Source organism: Arthrobacter rhamnosi (genome assembly GCF_054510855.1).
Genome location: NZ_JBTNDT010000001.1, coordinates 155121 through 172154 on the forward strand (window position 1 = coordinate 155121; position 17034 = coordinate 172154).

Here is a 17034-nt window from a genome sequence, read left to right on the forward strand (position 1 = left end):
CTACCCCTCGGGGCGCGGGAAGATGTCGTCCAGTTCGGCCAGATCCGCGTCCGACGGCGTCCACTCGGCCGCCGTCGCGTTCTGACGCACCTGATCCGGGGACGTGGCGCCGGCGATCACGGACCCGACGGAGGGCTGGGCTGCGAGCCAGGAGAAGGCGACCTGCACCTCGGTGAGTCCGCGCTCGGCCGCGAACGCCGAGAACGACTCGAGCTGGTCCCAGTCGGCCGTCTCCAGCAGGTTCTTCCGGGAGTGCGTGAGCCGGCTGCCCGCGGGAACCTCGTTGCGCCGGTACTTTCCGGTCAGCAGGCCGTTGGCGAGCGGGAAGTAGGGCAGGACGCCGAGACCGTAGGCCTCGGCGGCCGGGACGACCTCCCGCTCCAGACGGCGGTCCAGCAGGCTGTAGGGGTTCTGGGCCGAGATGAACGGGGTATAGCCGCCGCTGCGCGCCGTGAACTCGGCCTCGGCGACCTGCCACCCGGCGAAGTTGGAGTGTCCGAGGTAGCGGACCTTGCCGCTCGTCACGATGTCATCGAGTGCCGCGAGGGTCTCCTCGATCGGCGTCTGCGGGTCCGGGGCGTGGTACTGGTACAGGTCGATCCAGTCGGTCCCCAGGCGCCGCAGGGACGCTTCGACCGCCCGGATGATGTAGCGCCGCGATCCCCGCGCACCCCAGTCCGGTCCGTTCACCCCGCCCATGTCGAGCCCGAACTTCGTCGCCAGGACCACGTCGTCGCGCCTCGCGCCGAGGGCCTTGCCCAACTGCACCTCGCTGACACCGGGAGTCCTGCCGTACATGTCCGCGACGTCGAACAGCGTGATCCCGGCGTCGATCGCCGCATGCACCACGGCGTCCGTGCCCTCCTGGGACTCGGAGGCAGTACCCGCCCTGCCCAGGTTGTTGCAGCCCAGTCCGACGGTGGAAACGCTGAGTCCCGAGGAACCCAGTCTGCGGTAGGTCATCATGGACCTAACCTACCAAGATCCTGACCATTCGTTGCCCAGGGCACACGTCCCGGGGCCCGACCGCGTCCGCCAGGGATCAGGCGAACCAGATACCGATCTCGCGCTCGGCCGACTCGGCGGAGTCGGAGCCGTGCACGAGGTTCTGCTGGACCTTCACTCCCCAGTCGCGGCCCAGGTCACCGCGGATGGTGCCGGGTGCCGCCGTCGTCGGCTCCGTCGTCCCTGCCAGGGACCGGAATCCTTCGATCACACGCTGTCCCTCGAAGACAGCGGCGACGATCGGCCCGCTGAGCATGAATTCCACCAGCGGTTCGAAGAACGGCTTGCCGACGTGCTCCGCGTAGTGCTCCTCGAGCAGCTCGCGCGAGGCGTGCACCTGCTTCAGCTCGGCGATGGTGTAGCCCTTCGCCTCGATGCGGGACAGGATGGTGCCGGTCAGGCCGCGGGACACGCCGTCGGGCTTGACGAGGACAAGGGTGCGCTCAACGCTCATGGGGACTCCTGGTGAGGTGCGCGCCGTGCGGGACGGCGCAGTGGTGGGATATCACGATCGACTCTACTAAAGGCGGCGCCGTTATTCGGGGTTGGCCTTCTCCCACTCCGCCTGCAGCCGGTCCCGCTCCGCGTTCTCGCGGTCCACGCGGATGCCCTGCCGGATGCCGTAGAGCCAGGTCAGGGCGAAAGCGCAGCCGACCACGAACATCGTCGGCTCGAGGAAACCTCCGGCGATGATGACCAGCTGGAGGATCCAGCCGAGGCCGATCCCCCACTTCTTCGTCAGCACCGCGCAGGTCAGGACCAGCACGACGCTGAGGATGATGCCCGAGGTCAGGATCAGGACGGGCGAGATCTCGTCGCGCCGCAGCCCGAATACTGCGAGCGTCGCGAAGAACACGACGAACGCCTCGAGCAACAGGACCGTGGAGGCGAACATGATCTTCGTGGACCGGCGCTTCTTCGGCATCCCCGGCCGCCACTCGCGCTGGGCCCTGGTCATCCGTGCCATGCTCTGCCTACTTCCCTAGGAGCGTGCGGGCTTCCCCGACCACCGTGATCGAGCCGGTCACGAGGATCCCTCCGGCGAGGTCGTTGTTCTCCTCCGCCTTCATCACGGCCCATTCCAGCGCGTCGTCCAGCCCGGGGGCGATGTTGATGTTCTCCTCCGCGAAGCCCGCCGACAGCGCTGCCTGCAGGAGGTCGGCGGCCGGGATGGAGCGGGGCGACGTCGACTGCGTCAGGCAGACGTCCTCGAGGATCCCGCCGAGCTCCTCATGGAGTTCGGCGAGGATCGCGGCGGCATCCTTGTCCTGCAGGACGCCGATGACGAGGACGAGGCGCGAGAACTCGAAGGCCTCACGGATCCCCTTGGCCGCCGCGCGGGCGCCCGCCGGATTGTGGGCCGCATCCACGATGATGCTCGGAGCCGTACGGACCACCTCGAGGCGTCCGGGCGACGTGACGGCACGCAGCCCGTTGCGCACGAGCTCCGTCTGGAGTTCCCGCTCGCCTCCGCCGAGGAAAGCCTCCACTGCGGCCACGGCCACGGCCGCATTCTCCGCCTGGTGCTCACCGTGCAGCGGCACCAGCAGCTCCCCGTAGCGGCCGGCGAGCCCGGTGAGCGACACCACCTGCCCGCCGACGGCGACAGTGCGCGACTCGACGCCGAACTCGACGCCTTCGAAGCGGAATTCCGCCCCCACCTCGCGGGCGCGCTCGAGGAGGACCTGGGCGGCGTCGCGGGGCTGGATCGCGCTGACCAGGAAGGAGCCGGGCTTGATGATGCCGGCCTTCTCGAGGGCGATGTCCTCGACCGTGTCGCCGAGGAGGTCCGTGTGGTCGAGGGAGATCGGAGTGATCACGGCGACCTGCCCGTCGCCGACGTTCGTGGCGTCGGTGATGCCGCCGAGCCCCACCTCGATCACGCCGACGTCCACCGGCTCGTCCGCGAAGATCGCGAACGCGAGGATGGTGACGCACTCGAAGTAGGTCAGGCGTGGTTCGCCGGCGGCCTGCAGCTCACCGTCGACGATGTCGAGGTAGGGCCTGATCTCGTCCCAGACCCGGACGAAGGTCTCGTCCGCGACGGGCTCTCCGTCGATGCTGATGCGCTCCGTCACGCGCGAGAGGTGGGGGCTGGTGTAGCGGCCGGTCCGGAGATCGTGCGCCAGCAGGATGCTCTCGATCATGCGCGCCGTCGAGGTCTTGCCGTTGGTGCCGGTGATGTGGATGATCGGGAAGGCCCTGTTGGGCTCACCGAGGATCTCCATGGCCCGGTGCAGCGGCGCCATGCGCGGCTCCATCTTGTTCTCCGGCGCGCGGCTCAGCAGCTCGGCGTACACGCTCTCGACCGAGAACGCGTCGAGTCCCGCGCGGCCCTCGGTGCCGGTTCCGTTCGTGTCATCCATGCTGCTGCTCCTGCTTCCCGACGGTGATGCTGAATTCATGGCCCGAGCCCTGGACCGCCGTGATACGCAGGTCCAGCGCCAGGGTCTCCGCCCTGATCAGCTCGGCATTCGCCTCGAGCGCGGCCACCTGGTCCGGCGCCACGCCGATGGTCGTGGTGATGCGGTCGCTGATGTCGAGGTCGGCGTCGCGACGGGCCTGCTGGATGGCGCGGATCGCGTCACGGGCTGTTCCCTCCGCCGCCAGTTCCTCCGTGACCTCCGTGTCGAGGACGAGGAACCCGCCACCCGGCAGGACCGTCACGGCCTTGGAGGCTGCATCGTTCCCCTCCACCACGGTGTCGAGCGTGTACTCGTGCGGCTCGAGGGCGAGACCGCCCGCGGTGACGCCGCCGTCGTCGTCCACCGACCAGTCCCCGGACTTCGACGCCTTGATGACCGTCTGCACGTTCTTGCCGAGGCGCGGGCCGGCGGCGCGGGCATTGACCACGAGGCGCTGCGAGATGCCGAACTCGGCCGGCTCGGCGTCGGCCGAGTCGACGAGCCGGACGCCCTTGAGGTTGAGCTCGTCCGCGATGATCGCCGAGTACTGGCCCGAGAGGCCCGCCGCGCCGGGCGCGACGACGGTGAGCTCCCGCAGCGGGAGCCTCACCCGCAGGTTGGCCGCCTTCCGCAGGCTGGAGCCCACGGAGCACACCTGGCGGGTGCGGTCCATCTGCTCCACGAGGTCGGGAGCGGCAGGGAACGACGCCGCGTCGGGCCAGTCGGTGAGGTGGACGGACCGGCCACCGGTGAGGCCGCGCCAGATCTCCTCGGTGACGAGGGGAAGCAGCGGGGCCGCGACGCGGCACACGGCTTCGAGGCACGTGTAGAGCACGTCGAAGGCGTCGCTGTCCTCGTCGAAGAAGCGCTGCCGGCTCCGGCGGACGTACCAGTTGGTGAGGGTGTCCAGGTAGCGGCGCAGGGACTCGCAGGCGTCGCTGATGGTGAAGGCGTCGAGGGCCTCGGTGAGGTCGCGGACGAGGTTGCCGGTGTTCGCGAGGATGTAGCGGTCGATCGGCTCCCTCAGCTGGGCCGCGGCCTCGGGGGTCACGGTCTTCGCCTCGTAGCCGTGGCCGCCGTTGGCCGCGTTCGTGTAGAGGCTGAAGAAGTGCCAGACATTCCACAGCGGCAGGATCACCTGGCGGACGCCGTCGCGAATACCCTGCTCCGTGACCACGAGGTTGCCGCCGCGGAGGATCGGGGAGGCCATGAGGAACCAGCGCATGGCGTCGGAGCCGTCCCGGTCGAAGACCTCGGAGACGTCCGGGTAGTTGCGCAGGCTCTTGGACATCTTCTGCCCGTCGGAGCCGAGCACGATGCCGTGGCTGATGACGTTGCGGAACGCCGGGCGGTCGAACAGCGCCGTGGAGAGGATGTGCAGCATGTAGAACCAGCCGCGCGTCTGCCCGATGTACTCGACGATGAAGTCCGCGGGGTTGTGGGTGTCGAACCACTGCTCGTTCTCGAAGGGGTAGTGCACCTGCCCGTAGGGCATGGACCCGGAATCGAACCAGACGTCGAGCACGTCCTCGACGCGGCGCATGGTGGACCGGCCCGTCGGGTCGTCGGGGTTGGGTCGCGTGAGCTCGTCGATGAAGGGACGGTGGAGGTCCACCTCGCCCTGCTTGTTGAGCGGGAGGCGGCCGAAGTCCGCCTGCAGTTCGGCGAGCGAGCCGTAGACGTCGGTGCGCGGGTACTCGGGGTCGTCCGACTGCCACACCGGGATGGGGCTGCCCCAGAAGCGGTTGCGGCTGATCGACCAGTCGCGCGCGTTGGAGAGCCACTTGCCGAACTGGCCGTCCTTGACGTTGCCGGGGATCCAGGTGATGTCCTGGTTGAGCTCCACCATGCGGTCGCGGATCTTCGTGACCTCGACGTACCACGAGGACACGGCGCGGTAGATGAGCGGCTTGCGACACCGCCAGCAGTGCGGGTAGCTGTGCACGTAGCTGGCCTGACGCACCAGGCGGCCCTCGGACTTGAGCACGCGCGTGATGTGCCGATTCGCGTCGAAGACCTGCAGGCCGACGATGTCCGCGAGCGGGCCCCTGCCGAACATCGGCAGGAACTTCGCGCCCTCGTCGACCGAGAGGATCACCTGGATGCCGGCGTCCTCGCACACCTTCTGGTCCTCCTCGCCGTAGGCGGGTGCCTGGTGTACGAGGCCGGTGCCGTCCGTCGTCGTGACGTAGTCCGCCACCAGGATGCGGAAGGCGTTACGGTAGCCGCCCTCCTCGGGATCGGCGAGGTAGTCCCACAGCGGCTCGTAGGTGAGCCCCTCCAGCTCGGAGCCGAGGTGCCGCGAGGTGACCGATTCCCGGGCGGCGGCGGCGTCCGCGAAGCCGAGGTCCTTGGCGTAGTTGCCGAGTAGGTCCTCCGCCAGCAGGTAGCGGCCGCTTCCGCCGTCCCGCTCCGCCTCGACGACGACGTACGCGATGTCGGGCCCGACGGCGAGCGCGGCGTTGGTGGGCAGCGTCCAGGGCGTGGTGGTCCAGGCGAGGGCCTGGACGCCTGCGAGGTCCTTCGAGAGGACCGACTCGCCCGCGAGGAGGGGGAAGGTGACCGTGACGGTCTGGTCCTGGCGGTCCTGGTAGACGTCCTCGTCCATCCGGAGTTCGTGGTTGGACAGGGGGGTCTCGTCGTTCCAGCAGTACGGCAGCACGCGGTACCCGTTGTAGGTCAGGCCCTTCTCGTGGAGGATCTTGAAGGCCCAGAGGACGGACTCCATGTACTCCGGGTTGAGGGTCTTGTAGTCGTTGTCGAAGTCCACCCAGCGCGCCTGGCGGGTCACGTAGTCGCGCCACTCCCCCGCGTACTTCATGACGGAGGCCCGCGCTGCGTCGTTGAAGTTGTCGATGCCCATGGCGACGATCTGCTGCTTGTCTGTCATGCCGAGCTGCTTCATCGCCTCGAGTTCGGCGGGCAGTCCGTGCGTGTCCCAGCCGAAGCGGCGTTCCACCCGGTGGCCGCGCTGCGTCTGGTAGCGACCTACGAGGTCCTTGGCATAGCCGGTGAGGAGGTGGCCGTAGTGCGGCAGGCCGTTGGCGAAGGGCGGGCCGTCGTAGAAGACGAATTCGTTCGATCCGTCGACGCCGGGATCGCGGGCATCGATGGATGCCTGGAAGGTGCCGTCCTCCTGCCAGTAGCGGAGGACGCGTTCCTCGAGCTCGGGGAAGCGCGGGGAGGCGCTGGTTCCGGAGGAAGCACCGCTGTCATCGGGCGACACGGCTTTGGGGTAGATCTGCGGCATTGGTCTCATCCTGTGTACGGCGGCGTCGGGTGGAGCAGGAGTCCTGCCGTGAGGACGGGCGCCCGTTCCGTCGCCGCCGGTTGCCTGACCGGCCGCAGGGAACTGGACCCGCGGTACCACCTCACTTGCCGCCGTCGTCCACCGTGCCGCTCGTCGCGGTCACGGCAGCCTGGGCCGCCGCTCGTTCGCAGGCTGTGACGGGCCGTCCCGTCCGGTTCTACGGGCCGTCGCCCCTGTGGGGCCGGCCTTTCTTCCGGAAGCTCACCGGTGATTGCCGGGTCGATGCTTGTCCTCCAAGTCTAGCCCTGCCGCGAATTCGTTGTCGAAAGGGCATGCAAACCGCCACCGCCCGCGGGCCCTGCGAAATGCGTTGTGGGCACGGGGCGCGCTTGGCAAGGTGGGAGACATCCGACAGTGACAGGACATGCCATGCCAACGCCGACCCTCCCCACCGCGTCCGCACTCGACACCGCCCGGGTGCTGCTGGGGGTCTTCCTCCCCACCATCGCGGAGGGACCGGTGATCCGGCGTCCGCTGCCCCTCGGCCTGGCAGCGCGCCTCGACCTCGACAGGAGGGCCGTCGCCGTCCTCCAGAAGCTCCACGCCCGGTACCCGGACGGTCCGCTGATGCTGAAGCTCCCCCTGCGGAAGCAGGCGGTCGTGCTCGCGCCCGGGGACGTGGACACCGTCCTGGCCCGGTCGCCGGAGCCCTTCTCGGCCGCCAGCAGCGAGAAGCGCGCCGTCATGGCGCACTTCCAGCCGTCCAACGTCCTGGTCTCCCGCGGTCCGGAGCGCACCGTACGCCGCGCGCTGCAGGAGCAGGTCCTCGATACGGACCACCCGGTGCACCACCTCGCCGACCGGTTCGTGCCCGTCGTGGAGGAGGAGCTGCGGGACCTCCTGGCCGATGCATTGAACGGCTCACTGCCCTGGAGCGACTTCGCCGAGGCCTGGTCCCGCGTGGTGCGCCGCGTGGTCTTCGGTGACCACGCGCGGGACGACACGGGCCTCACCGCGATGCTCAATCGGCTGCGGAAGGACGGGAACTGGGCGTTCCTGAAGCCCGTGCGCAGGAGTACCCGGGAGCGGTTCCTCACCCGCATCCGGGACGAGCTCGCCCACGCCGAGCCCGGGAGCCTCGCCTCGGTCCTGGCCGCCGTCCCCACGGATGACAGTGCGCGCCCCGCCGACCAGGTGCCCCAGTGGCTCTTCGCCCTGGACAACAGCGGCATGGTGGTCTTCCGGACCCTGACCGTCCTGGCGACCCATCCGGAGGCCCTGCAGGCCGCGCGGCGCGAGGTCGACGCCGACGCCTCGGGCCGCCGGTTCCTCCCGTACCTGCGCGCCTGCGTGCTCGAGGTGCTGCGCCTCTGGCCCACCACTCCGATGATCCTGCGCGAGACCACGCAGCCCGTGCAGTGGGCGTCGGGCCTGATGCCGGCCCGCTGCGGCGTGCTCATCTACTCCCCGTACTTCCATCGCGACGACCGCCACCTGCGCAACGCCCACGACTTCTCGCCGGAGCGCTGGCTCACCGAGGAGGACGACGGCTGGCCGCTCGTGCCCTTCAGCGACGGACCCGCCGTGTGCCCCGGGAAGCAACTGACGCTGCTGCTGACCAGCGCGGCACTGGCCGTCCTCGTGGAGGACCAGGATTTCCGTGTCGAGAAGGGCCAGACGCTGGACCCCTCCCGTCCCCTGCCGGGCGCCCTCGACAACTACTCGGTGCGCCTCGGCGTCTCTCCCCGGACGTGACGGCCGCCGGCTGCCCGGAGTGCCCGCGTCAGTGCAGGGCCGGTGGATCCGCAGGCATCAGCACCGTCAGCGCCCGGGGCGTGACCGTCATGACGGCGGGCAGTGGACCCACCGGCTCGCCGTCCGCGTACACGGTGAGTGGTGCGTCCGCCGCGATCCGGACGCTCGAACCACGGGTCGCGGTGATGCCGGGGAGGTCGAGATGCCGTCCCCGGTACGAGAGGAGGAAGGCCGCGACGACTGTCCTGAAGGACGAGTCGCCCAGGGACACCACGTCCAGCAGTCCGTCGTCGATCCTCGCCCGGGGGCAGATCCGCAGCCCACCGCCGTACCGTCCCCCGTTGCCGACCGCGACGAACCAGCCGGGGAATACCTGCTCCGCTCCGTCGACGGACAGGGTGAACGTCACGCCGCGCCAAGCCCGGAACGCCTTCAGCCCGCCGTAGAGATAGACGAACGGTCCCAGGCGGGCCCGCGTCGCGTTGCCGTACTCGTTCGCGAGCGCATCGAAGCCTGCGTGCGCCACGCCCAGGTACGGGCGGCCGTTGACCCACCCCAGATCGATCGCCGTGGCGCCGTAGCCCGGTAGTTCCCGGACGGCCTTCAGGGGGTTCAGCGGCAGGCCGAGGCGCCGCACGGTGTCGTTGGCACGGCCGCCGGCCAGGGGCAGGAGGACTGCACCGGATTCCTGCACGCCGGCAGCGACGGCACCGAGGAAGCCGTCGCCCCCGAGGGCGGCCACGACGCTCCCCGGCGCCGCCCTCCGCGCCTGCTCCACAGCGTCGTCGAGGCTCCCGCTGACGAAAACGCTGAGGGCGAAGCCTTCGCGCCGCAGTGCTTCCGCCGTGGCAGGGGCGAGCCGTCGGGCCCTACCCCTGCCCGCGGTCGGACTGACGAGGAGCAGGGCGTCCCCCCTGGCCCCCGGGAGAGCTTCCTCTGATCGGGGCACGGGGATCAGCCCCGGAGCACCTTGTGGTTGGCGGCCTGCGCGAGCGGACGCAGGACGAGCTGGTCGATGTTCATGTGGTGCGGCGCATCGAGCGTGAAGGCGACCGCGGAGGCGACGTCGTCCGCCGTCAGGGGGTAGTCCACCCCCTCGTACACCTTGTCGGCGGCGCCCTGGTCCCCGCCGAGGCGGTTGAGCGAGAACTCCTCGGTGCGCACCATGCCGGGTGACACCTCGATCACCCGGAGGTTGTTCTCCGCCTCCTCCAGGCGGAGCGAGCGCGCCATCGACTGCTGGGCGGCTTTCACGCCGCAGTATCCCGCCCCGCCCTCGTAGGCCGCGAGCGCAGCCGTCGAGGTCAGGAAGAGGACGCTGCCCTGGCCGCCGGACCGGAGCGCCGGCAGCAGGGCGCGCGTGACCCGCATCGACCCGAGCACGTTCACGTCGTACATCCGCTGCCAGTCCTCGGTGACGCTGTCCACCACACGGTCCGCCCCGAAGGCGCCGCCGGCGTTGTTCACCAGGGCGTGGACGGGACCGGCGGCCGTGACCTCCGCGGTGAAGGCATCGACGGACGTCTGGTCCGTGACGTCGAGGGCCACAGCCGTCGCGCCGGTCTCCGCCGCGAGGGCCTCGAGACGGTCGACGCGGCGCGCCGCCGCGACGACGTCCCAGCCGTTCCGTCGGAGGGCACGGACGGTCGCCGCACCGATGCCGGAACTGGCTCCGGTGACGACGGCTCGCAGTGCCGGAGGGGCGGGGACGACGGGTGCGCCGAGCGGCGCCGGGGATGTCGGAGTCATGGGGCCACTGTAGCGAGGCCGTGGGAAGGCCGTGAGAAGGCAGCGGGGAGTCGGGTGCCTGGCCGAGGGAAGCAGGGCCGCCCGGGGCGGTCCGATCCGCCCGCCGCCACCGGTAACGTTGGGCGGGCCGCGTCTCTCCCCGGGACCCGTGAGTTCCTCAGCCGGCGTCCCCGGACTGTAGCGGCACCAGCAGCACTCCGCGCACTCACCGAAGGAAGACCAGACCGATGACCACTGCAGCTTCCGTAACGGACGCCGCCCTGTCGCCCCTCGAACGCCAGTCGGTGGCCCGGACCCTGCGGAATCCACGGCTCCTGAAGACCGAAGTGCTCGCCGGTCTCGTCGTCGCGCTCGCGCTGATTCCCGAAGCCATCGCGTTCTCCATCATCGCCGGCGTCGACCCGCGGCTGGGACTCTTCGCGTCCTTCACCATGGCGGTGTCCATTGCGTTCCTCGGCGGCAGGCCCGCCATGATCTCCGCCGCCACCGGAGCCGTGGCCCTGGTGGTCGCACCCCTGGTCGCCGGCCACGGACTGGACTACTTCCTCGCCGCGGTCATCCTCGGCGGAGTGTTCCAGGTCGTCCTGGGTCTCACCGGCGTGGCACGGCTCATGCGGTTCATCCCGCGCTCGGTCATGGTGGGTTTCGTCAACGCCCTGGCCATCCTCATCTTCCTGTCCCAGGTCCCCGAACTCCTCGGCGTGCCATGGCTGGTGTACCCGATGGTTGCTGTCGGGCTCCTCATCGTCTTCGGCCTCCCGCGTTTGACGACCGTCGTTCCGGCCCCGCTGGTCGCGATCGTCGTCCTCACCGTGTTCGCAGTCCTCGCCGACGTCCTTGTCCCGACCGTCGGGGACAAGGGCGACCTGCCGGACAGCCTGCCCACGCTGTTCTTCCCCGACGTGCCGCTGGACCTCGAGACCCTGCAGATCATCGCGCCGTTCTCCCTCGCCCTCGCCGCCGTCGGGCTCCTGGAATCGCTGATGACCGCCAAGCTGGTCGACGACATCACGGACACCCGCTCCGACAAGACCCGCGAGTCGTGGGGCCAGGGCGCCGCGAACATCATCACGGGCTTCTTCGGCGGCATGGGTGGGTGCGCCATGATCGGCCAGACCATGATCAATGTAAAGGCCTCCGGGGCACGCACGCGGATCTCGACCTTCCTCGCCGGGATCTTCCTGCTCGTCCTCGTCGTCGCACTCGGCGACATCGTGGCCTTGATCCCGATGGCCGCACTGGTCGCCGTCATGATCTTCGTCTCGATCGCGACGTTCGACTGGCACAGCATCCGGCCCTCCACCCTCAGACGCATGCCGAAGAGCGAGACCCTGGTCATGCTCGCCACCGTCGTCGGGACGGTCTGGACGCACAACCTCGCGATCGGCGTCGGCGTCGGCGTCCTCGTCGCGATGGTGGCCTTCGCACGCCGCGTCGCGCACTTCGTCACGGTGACGCGCCGGGACGACATGCGCGACGGGGAAGCGCACGTCACCTACACGGTCGACGGCGAGCTCTTCTTCGCGTCGTCCAACGACCTCTACACCCGGTTCGACTACGCGCGCGACCCCGGCCGGGTCACCATCGACCTGCACCGGTCGCACCTCTGGGACGCCTCGACCATCGCCGCCCTCGATGCCATCTCCGAGAAGTACCGGGCGCACGGCACCGAGGTGGAGGTCGTCGGCCTCAACGAGGCCTCCGCGTCGATGCGCGACCGGCTGCACGGGCAGCTCGGCGCGGGCTCCTGAGCCCAGGGCACCGGACGGACCCCGGGCCGCCCGCCGTAGGGAACAATGGACCTATGGCCGATACGACCCAGGGCACAGACACGCCCTCCCCCCAGCCCGTTTCCGTTCCCGACAAGCCCGCCCTCGAGGGCCTCGAAGAGAGGCTCTCCCGGCAGTGGCGCGAGGACGGCACCTACGCCTTCGACCGCGACACCACCCGCGAGCACGTCTACTCGATCGACACTCCTCCGCCGACGGCGTCGGGATCCCTCCACGTCGGGCACATGTTCTCCTACACCCAGACCGACGTGATGGCACGCTTCAAGCGCATGCGCGGAGCCAACGTCTTCTACCCCATGGGATGGGACGACAACGGGCTGCCGACCGAGCGCCGCGTCCAGAACTACTACGGTGTCCGCTGCGACCCCTCGGTGCCGTACGACGCCGACTACCGGCCGCCGGCAGAGCCCGCGAAGAACCAGCGCGACTTCGACGCCGTGTCGCGCCGCAACTTCATCGAGCTCTGCGAGGAGCTGGCCGTCGAGGATGAGAAGGTCTTCGAGAACCTCTTCAGCACACTCGGTCTCTCGGTCGACTGGGACCTGACCTACCGGACCATCGACGACACCTCCCGTGCCGTCTCGCAGCGCGCCTTCCTCGAGAACCTCAAGGCCGGTGACGCCTACCTGGCCGAAGCCCCCACCCTCTGGGACGTCACCTTCCGCACCGCCGTCGCCCAGGCGGAGCTCGAGGACCGCGAGCAGCCCGGCGCCTACCACCGGATCGCGTTCTCCGCCCCGAACGGCGAGAAGATTCATATCGAGACGACCCGGCCCGAGCTGCTGCCGGCGTGCGTCGCCCTCGTGGCGCACCCCGACGACGAGCGGTACAAGCCGCTCTTCGGCACCACCGTGTCCTCGCCCCTGTTCGACGTCGAGGTCGAGATCAAGGCGCACCCCCTCGCCAAGCCCGACAAGGGCAGCGGCATCGCCATGATCTGCACCTTCGGCGACCTGACGGACGTCACCTGGTGGCGCGAGCTCCAGCTGCCCACGCGCGCCGTCGTCGGCCGCGACGGGCGGATCCGCTCGGAGACGCCGGACTGGATCACGACGGAGCGCGCCCGGGAGAACTACGCGCGGGTGGCCGGCAAGACGATCTTCAGCGCCAAGGAGGCCGTCGTCGCCCTGCTCCGCGAGAGCGGGGACCTCGACGGCGAACCGAAGAAGATCCTGCACCCGGTCAACTTCTATGAGAAGGGTGACAAGCCCCTCGAGGTCGTCACCAGCCGCCAGTGGTACATCCGCAACGGCGGGCGCGACGCCGGGAAGCGCGACGCCCTGATCCAGCGCGGCCGCGAGATCGACTTCCACCCGTCCTTCATGCGCTCCCGCTACGAGAACTGGATCGAGGGACTCAACGGCGACTGGCTCGTCTCGCGCCAGCGCTTCTTCGGCGTGCCCGTGCCCGTCTGGTACCGCCTCGACGCCGACGGCGAACCGGAGTACGACGATCCGATCCTGCCCGCGCTCGAGTCGCTGCCGGTCGATCCGGCGGCGGATCCCGCACCCGGCTTCGAGGAGTCCGCCCGCGACGAGCCGGGCGGCTTCATCGGGGACAGCGACGTGCTGGACACCTGGGCGACGTCGTCCCTCACACCCCAGATCGTCGGTGGCTGGGCGCGCGACGAGGACCTGTTCGGGAAGGTCTTCCCCTTCGACCTCCGTCCGCAGGGCCACGACATCATCCGGACCTGGCTGTTCTCGACCGCGGTGCGGGCGGACGCGCTGCAGGATTCCGTGCCGTGGAAGCATGCCGCGCTCTCCGGCTGGATCCTCGACCCGGACCGCAAGAAGATGTCGAAGTCCAAGGGCAACGTGGTTGTCCCCACGGACGTCCTGGAGCAGTTCGGTGCCGACGCCGTCCGCTACTGGGCGGCCTCGGCGAAGCTCGGCGCGGACACCGCGTACGAGGTGAACCAGATGAAGATCGGTCGCCGCCTCGCCATCAAGCTGCTCAACGCGTCCAAGTTCGTCCTCAACCTGGGCGTCACGGAGGCGTCGATCGGCGAAGGCTCGCTCGCACGGGTCACGAACGCACTGGATCAGTCCCTGCTGGCGCAGCTGCGGTCGGTCACCGAGCAGGCGACGGCCGCCTTCGAGAAGTACGACTACGCGAGGGCACTCCAGCTCAGCGAATCCTTCTTCTGGACCTTCACCGACGACTACGTGGAGCTGGTCAAGGACCGCGCCTACGGTGATGCCGGCGACGCCGGGACGCAGTCGGTGCAGACCGCGCTGGCCACGACGCTCGACGCCCTGCTGCGCCTGTTCGCGCCCTTCCTGCCGTTCGCCACGGAAGAGGTCTGGAGCTGGTGGCGCTCCGGTTCGGTCCACCAGGCAGCGTGGCCGAGCGCCGGCGCGCTCGACGCCCTGCCCGGGACCTCCGACGCCGACGTGCTCACGTCCGTCGCACTCGCGCTCGGCGGCATCCGCAAGGCCAAGTCCGAGGCGAAGGTCAAGCAGCGCACCGAGGTGGAAACCGCCGTCGTGACGGCACCCGCCGCACAGGTGGAGCAGCTCCGGGCGGGCCTGGCCGACCTCCTCGCCGCCGGCAACGTCAGGGACCTCCGGCTCGCGGAAGGGAACGGCCCCCTGGCCGTCTCCAACGTCGAACTGGTTCCCCAGCCCGCCGCGTAGCCGCCCGTCCGCAGACACAGGAGGGGACCCACCGTGCGGTGGGTCCCCTCCTGCCGGCTGGAATACCTAGTCGAACTTCGGGCGTTCGGTGCGGGAACGCTTGAGCTCGAAGAACTCGGGGAACTCCGACATCAGGACGGCGCCGTCGAAGATGCGGCCGGCCTCCTCACCCCGCGGGATCCTCGTGAGGACGGGCCCGAAGAACGCCGTGCCGTTGAAGGCGACGACCGGGGTACCGACCTCGTCGCCCACGCGGTCGATGCCGTCCTTATGGGAGGCCCGGAGCTGCTCGTCGTACTCGTCGGAGTGCGCGAACTTCGCGAGGTCGGCGGGCAGTCCCGCCTCCTCGAGCGACTCCCTGATGACCACGTCGAAGTCCTTGTTCTGGCCGATGTGGATGCGCGTACCCATGGCGTCGTACAGCTTCTTGACGTACTCGTCCCCGTGCAACTCGGCTGCGGCGATGATCACCCGGACAGGGCCCCACCCCTGCAGCATCAGCGCCTTGTACTCCTCGGGCAGGTCGCGTCCCTCGTTCAGCACGGACAGGCTCATGACATGCCAGTCCACCGAGATGTCCCGGACCTGCTCCACCTCTCCGATCCAGCGCGAGGTGATCCATGCGAAGGGACACAGTGGGTCGAACCAGAAATCGGCTTTCTGGGTGGTCGTGGACTCGCTCATACGGGGCTCCTTCTGGGGTTGGTGAGGCCGGGGCCTTTTCCGGTGCAACCCGCCATCCCTGCTCCCTATTCCGGCCGAGTTGGTGCCGTGCCCCGTGAGGCGGTCTAATGAAAGGACACGACCGGTCGAAGATGCCTGGCGCTACTCCTGCGTCGCCATCAGGCCGGATGAGTTCGCGCCGGGCACCCCGGCGCAGTAAGGGACGCGTTTTGCAGCAGCACCGGACCGAGAGCCCCGCCGAATCCTCCGACACCTGGCTCGACCGCGAGGCTCTCGCGGAGGCCATGATCCCGCTGATCGGGCACCTGTACCGCAACAACAACGTGGTCACGAGCATCCACGGACGCAGCCTCATCAACAAATCCACCATGAACATCCTCAAGGCCCACCGCTTCGCCCGGCGCATCACCACCGAGGAACTCCGCCTGGAGGACACCGCCCCCATCCTGCGGATCCTCGCCGACCTGGACCTCGGCGCCGCGGCCATCGACATCGGACGGCTCCGCCTCGCCTACGACCGCGCGGGCGACGGGCAGAGCCTGGAGGAGTTCCTGCGCACCGAACTCGCCGACATCGTCGGCCAGGGCGGAGCCGACGAGCGCACCAGCACCGACGTCGTCCTCTACGGCTTCGGGCGCATCGGACGCCTCGTGGCCCGCCTGCTCATCGAAAAAGCAGGCGGCGGCCACGGACTCCGCTTGCGCGCCGTCGTCGTCCGCCGCGGCTCCGCCAACGACCTCACCAAACGCGCCAGCCTGCTGCGCCGCGACTCCGTCCACGGATCCTTCGACGGCACCATCCAGGTCGACGAAGAGTCGAACACCATCACCGCCAACGGCACCCGCATCCAGGTCATCTACTCCGACGACCCGGCCACCATCGACTACACCGCCTACGGCATCACCGACGCCCTCGTCGTGGACAACACCGGCCGCTGGCGCGACGAGGACGGCCTCTCCCAGCACCTGCGCAGCACCGGCGTCGCCAAGGTCCTGCTCACCGCACCGGGCAAGGGCGCCCTGAAGAACATCGTGCACGGCATCAACCACGCAACCATCCTGGATACCGACCGGATCATCACCGCCGCGTCCTGCACCACCAACGCCATCACCCCGGTCCTGAAAGCCGTCAACGACCGCTACGGCGTGATCCACGGCCACGTCGAGACCGTCCACTCCTTCACCAACGACCAGAACCTCATCGACAACTTCCACAAGGGCGACCGCCGCGGCCGCTCCGCGGCCCTGAACATGGTCCTCACCGAGACCGGCGCCGCGACCGCCGTCGCCAAGGCCCTGCCCGAACTGGCCGGCAAGCTCACCGGCAGCAGCATCCGCGTGCCCACCCCGGACGTGTCCATCGCCATCCTGAACCTCACCCTGGAGAAGGAGACCACCAAGGAGGACGTCAACACGTACCTGCGCGAGATGTCCCTGCACTCGGGCATGCGCAAACAGGTCGACTACATCGACAGCCCCGAGGTCGTCTCCACCGACTTCGTCGGCTCACGCCGCGCCGGCATCGTCGACGGCCTCGCCACCATCGCCGACGGCATCCACCTCGTCCTCTACGTCTGGTACGACAACGAATTCGGCTACAGCTGCCAGGTCGTCCGCGTCATGGAAGAAATGGCCGCCGTCCACCCACCCACCTACCCCACCGCGGACGCGGACGCCGCGGTAGCCGCGACCGTCTGACGCCGGCGGAACGCACGGCGACGCAGGAAGGGCCCGGCCGATCGGCCGGGCCCTTCCTGT

At 69.4% G+C, this 17034-nt stretch carries 12 protein-coding genes; 4 read left to right on the forward strand and 8 right to left on the reverse strand.

The features are described 5' to 3' along the window. The 5 genes from ACX80I_RS00790 to ileS all read right to left on the reverse strand — a co-directional run bounded on the left by ACX80I_RS00790 (position 1) and on the right by ileS (position 6669). A complete protein-coding gene (locus tag ACX80I_RS00790) occupies positions 1-966 on the reverse strand; it encodes an aldo/keto reductase (protein WP_459343293.1) in 966 nt (321 codons plus the stop codon). A gap of 76 nt (positions 967-1042) precedes the next feature. Next, on the reverse strand, positions 1043-1459 hold the full coding sequence (ndk, locus tag ACX80I_RS00795; protein ID WP_087075871.1) for a nucleoside-diphosphate kinase: 417 nt from the start codon (positions 1457-1459) through the stop codon (positions 1043-1045). Between the two features lie 81 nt (positions 1460-1540). Further along, positions 1541-1972 (reverse strand): DUF4233 domain-containing protein, encoded by a 432-nt coding sequence (locus ACX80I_RS00800; RefSeq protein ID WP_459343294.1) that lies wholly within the window; start codon positions 1970-1972, stop codon positions 1541-1543. Between the two features lie 7 nt (positions 1973-1979). Beyond that, positions 1980-3371 carry a bifunctional folylpolyglutamate synthase/dihydrofolate synthase gene (locus ACX80I_RS00805; RefSeq protein ID WP_459343295.1) on the reverse strand — a complete coding sequence of 464 codons (1392 nt, stop codon included), beginning with the start codon at positions 3369-3371 and terminating at the stop codon, positions 1980-1982. Continuing rightward, entirely contained in the window at positions 3364-6669 is a 3306-nt protein-coding gene (ileS, locus tag ACX80I_RS00810; protein ID WP_459343296.1) for an isoleucine--tRNA ligase, read from the reverse strand. Before ileS ends, ACX80I_RS00805 begins: the two co-directional genes overlap by 8 nt. Before the next feature lie 420 nt (positions 6670-7089). On the opposite strand from ileS, the gene ACX80I_RS00815 reads away from it, so the two are divergent. Then, entirely contained in the window at positions 7090-8415 is a 1326-nt protein-coding gene (locus tag ACX80I_RS00815) for a cytochrome P450 (RefSeq protein WP_459343297.1), read from the forward strand. A 28-nt stretch (positions 8416-8443) separates the two neighbouring features. Here the strand turns inward: ACX80I_RS00815 and ACX80I_RS00820 are convergent, their stop codons facing one another. Then, complete coding sequence (locus ACX80I_RS00820) at positions 8444-9364, reverse strand: diacylglycerol/lipid kinase family protein (RefSeq protein WP_459343298.1); 921 nt, start codon at positions 9362-9364, stop codon at positions 8444-8446. A 5-nt stretch (positions 9365-9369) separates the two neighbouring features. After that, positions 9370-10164 (reverse strand): SDR family oxidoreductase, encoded by a 795-nt coding sequence (locus tag ACX80I_RS00825; RefSeq protein WP_459343299.1) that lies wholly within the window; start codon positions 10162-10164, stop codon positions 9370-9372. Positions 10165-10391: 227 nt separating this feature from the next. Here ACX80I_RS00825 and ACX80I_RS00830 point away from each other — a divergent pair, with 227 nt between their 5' ends. Both ACX80I_RS00830 and valS read left to right on the forward strand, forming a co-directional pair. Beyond that, positions 10392-11915, forward strand: a complete 1524-nt coding sequence (locus ACX80I_RS00830; RefSeq protein WP_459343300.1) for a SulP family inorganic anion transporter — start codon at positions 10392-10394, stop codon at positions 11913-11915. Between the two features lie 53 nt (positions 11916-11968). Then, positions 11969-14593, forward strand: coding sequence for a valine--tRNA ligase (gene valS / locus ACX80I_RS00835; protein ID WP_459343301.1), 2625 nt, complete (start codon positions 11969-11971; stop codon positions 14591-14593). 66 nt (positions 14594-14659) lie between these two features. Here valS and ACX80I_RS00840 read toward each other — a convergent pair whose 3' ends face one another. Next, complete coding sequence (locus tag ACX80I_RS00840; RefSeq protein ID WP_459343302.1) at positions 14660-15277, reverse strand: mycothiol-dependent nitroreductase Rv2466c family protein; 618 nt, start codon at positions 15275-15277, stop codon at positions 14660-14662. A 167-nt stretch (positions 15278-15444) separates the two neighbouring features. Here ACX80I_RS00840 and ACX80I_RS00845 point away from each other — a divergent pair, with 167 nt between their 5' ends. Further along, a complete protein-coding gene (locus ACX80I_RS00845) occupies positions 15445-16974 on the forward strand; it encodes a glyceraldehyde-3-phosphate dehydrogenase (RefSeq protein ID WP_459343303.1) in 1530 nt (509 codons plus the stop codon). Positions 16975-17034: the final 60 nt, after the last annotated feature.

What these genes read in the sequence shown, in the direction of transcription:
- ACX80I_RS00825 (WP_459343299.1), bottom strand. Translation starts at nt 10,164, where the DNA reads ATGACTCCGACATCCCCGGCGCCGCTCGGCGCACCCGTCGTCCCCGCC.
- ACX80I_RS00830 (WP_459343300.1), top strand. Translation starts at nt 10,392, where the DNA reads ATGACCACTGCAGCTTCCGTAACGGACGCCGCCCTGTCGCCCCTCGAA.
- ACX80I_RS00805 (WP_459343295.1), bottom strand. Translation starts at nt 3,371, where the DNA reads ATGGATGACACGAACGGAACCGGCACCGAGGGCCGCGCGGGACTCGAC.
- ACX80I_RS00840 (WP_459343302.1), bottom strand. Translation starts at nt 15,277, where the DNA reads ATGAGCGAGTCCACGACCACCCAGAAAGCCGATTTCTGGTTCGACCCA.
- ACX80I_RS00815 (WP_459343297.1), top strand. Translation starts at nt 7,090, where the DNA reads ATGCCAACGCCGACCCTCCCCACCGCGTCCGCACTCGACACCGCCCGG.
- ACX80I_RS00790 (WP_459343293.1), bottom strand. Translation starts at nt 966, where the DNA reads ATGATGACCTACCGCAGACTGGGTTCCTCGGGACTCAGCGTTTCCACC.
- ACX80I_RS00800 (WP_459343294.1), bottom strand. Translation starts at nt 1,972, where the DNA reads ATGGCACGGATGACCAGGGCCCAGCGCGAGTGGCGGCCGGGGATGCCG.
- valS (WP_459343301.1), top strand. Translation starts at nt 11,969, where the DNA reads ATGGCCGATACGACCCAGGGCACAGACACGCCCTCCCCCCAGCCCGTT.
- ndk (WP_087075871.1), bottom strand. Translation starts at nt 1,459, where the DNA reads ATGAGCGTTGAGCGCACCCTTGTCCTCGTCAAGCCCGACGGCGTGTCC.
- ACX80I_RS00845 (WP_459343303.1), top strand. Translation starts at nt 15,445, where the DNA reads ATGAGTTCGCGCCGGGCACCCCGGCGCAGTAAGGGACGCGTTTTGCAG.
- ileS (WP_459343296.1), bottom strand. Translation starts at nt 6,669, where the DNA reads ATGAGACCAATGCCGCAGATCTACCCCAAAGCCGTGTCGCCCGATGAC.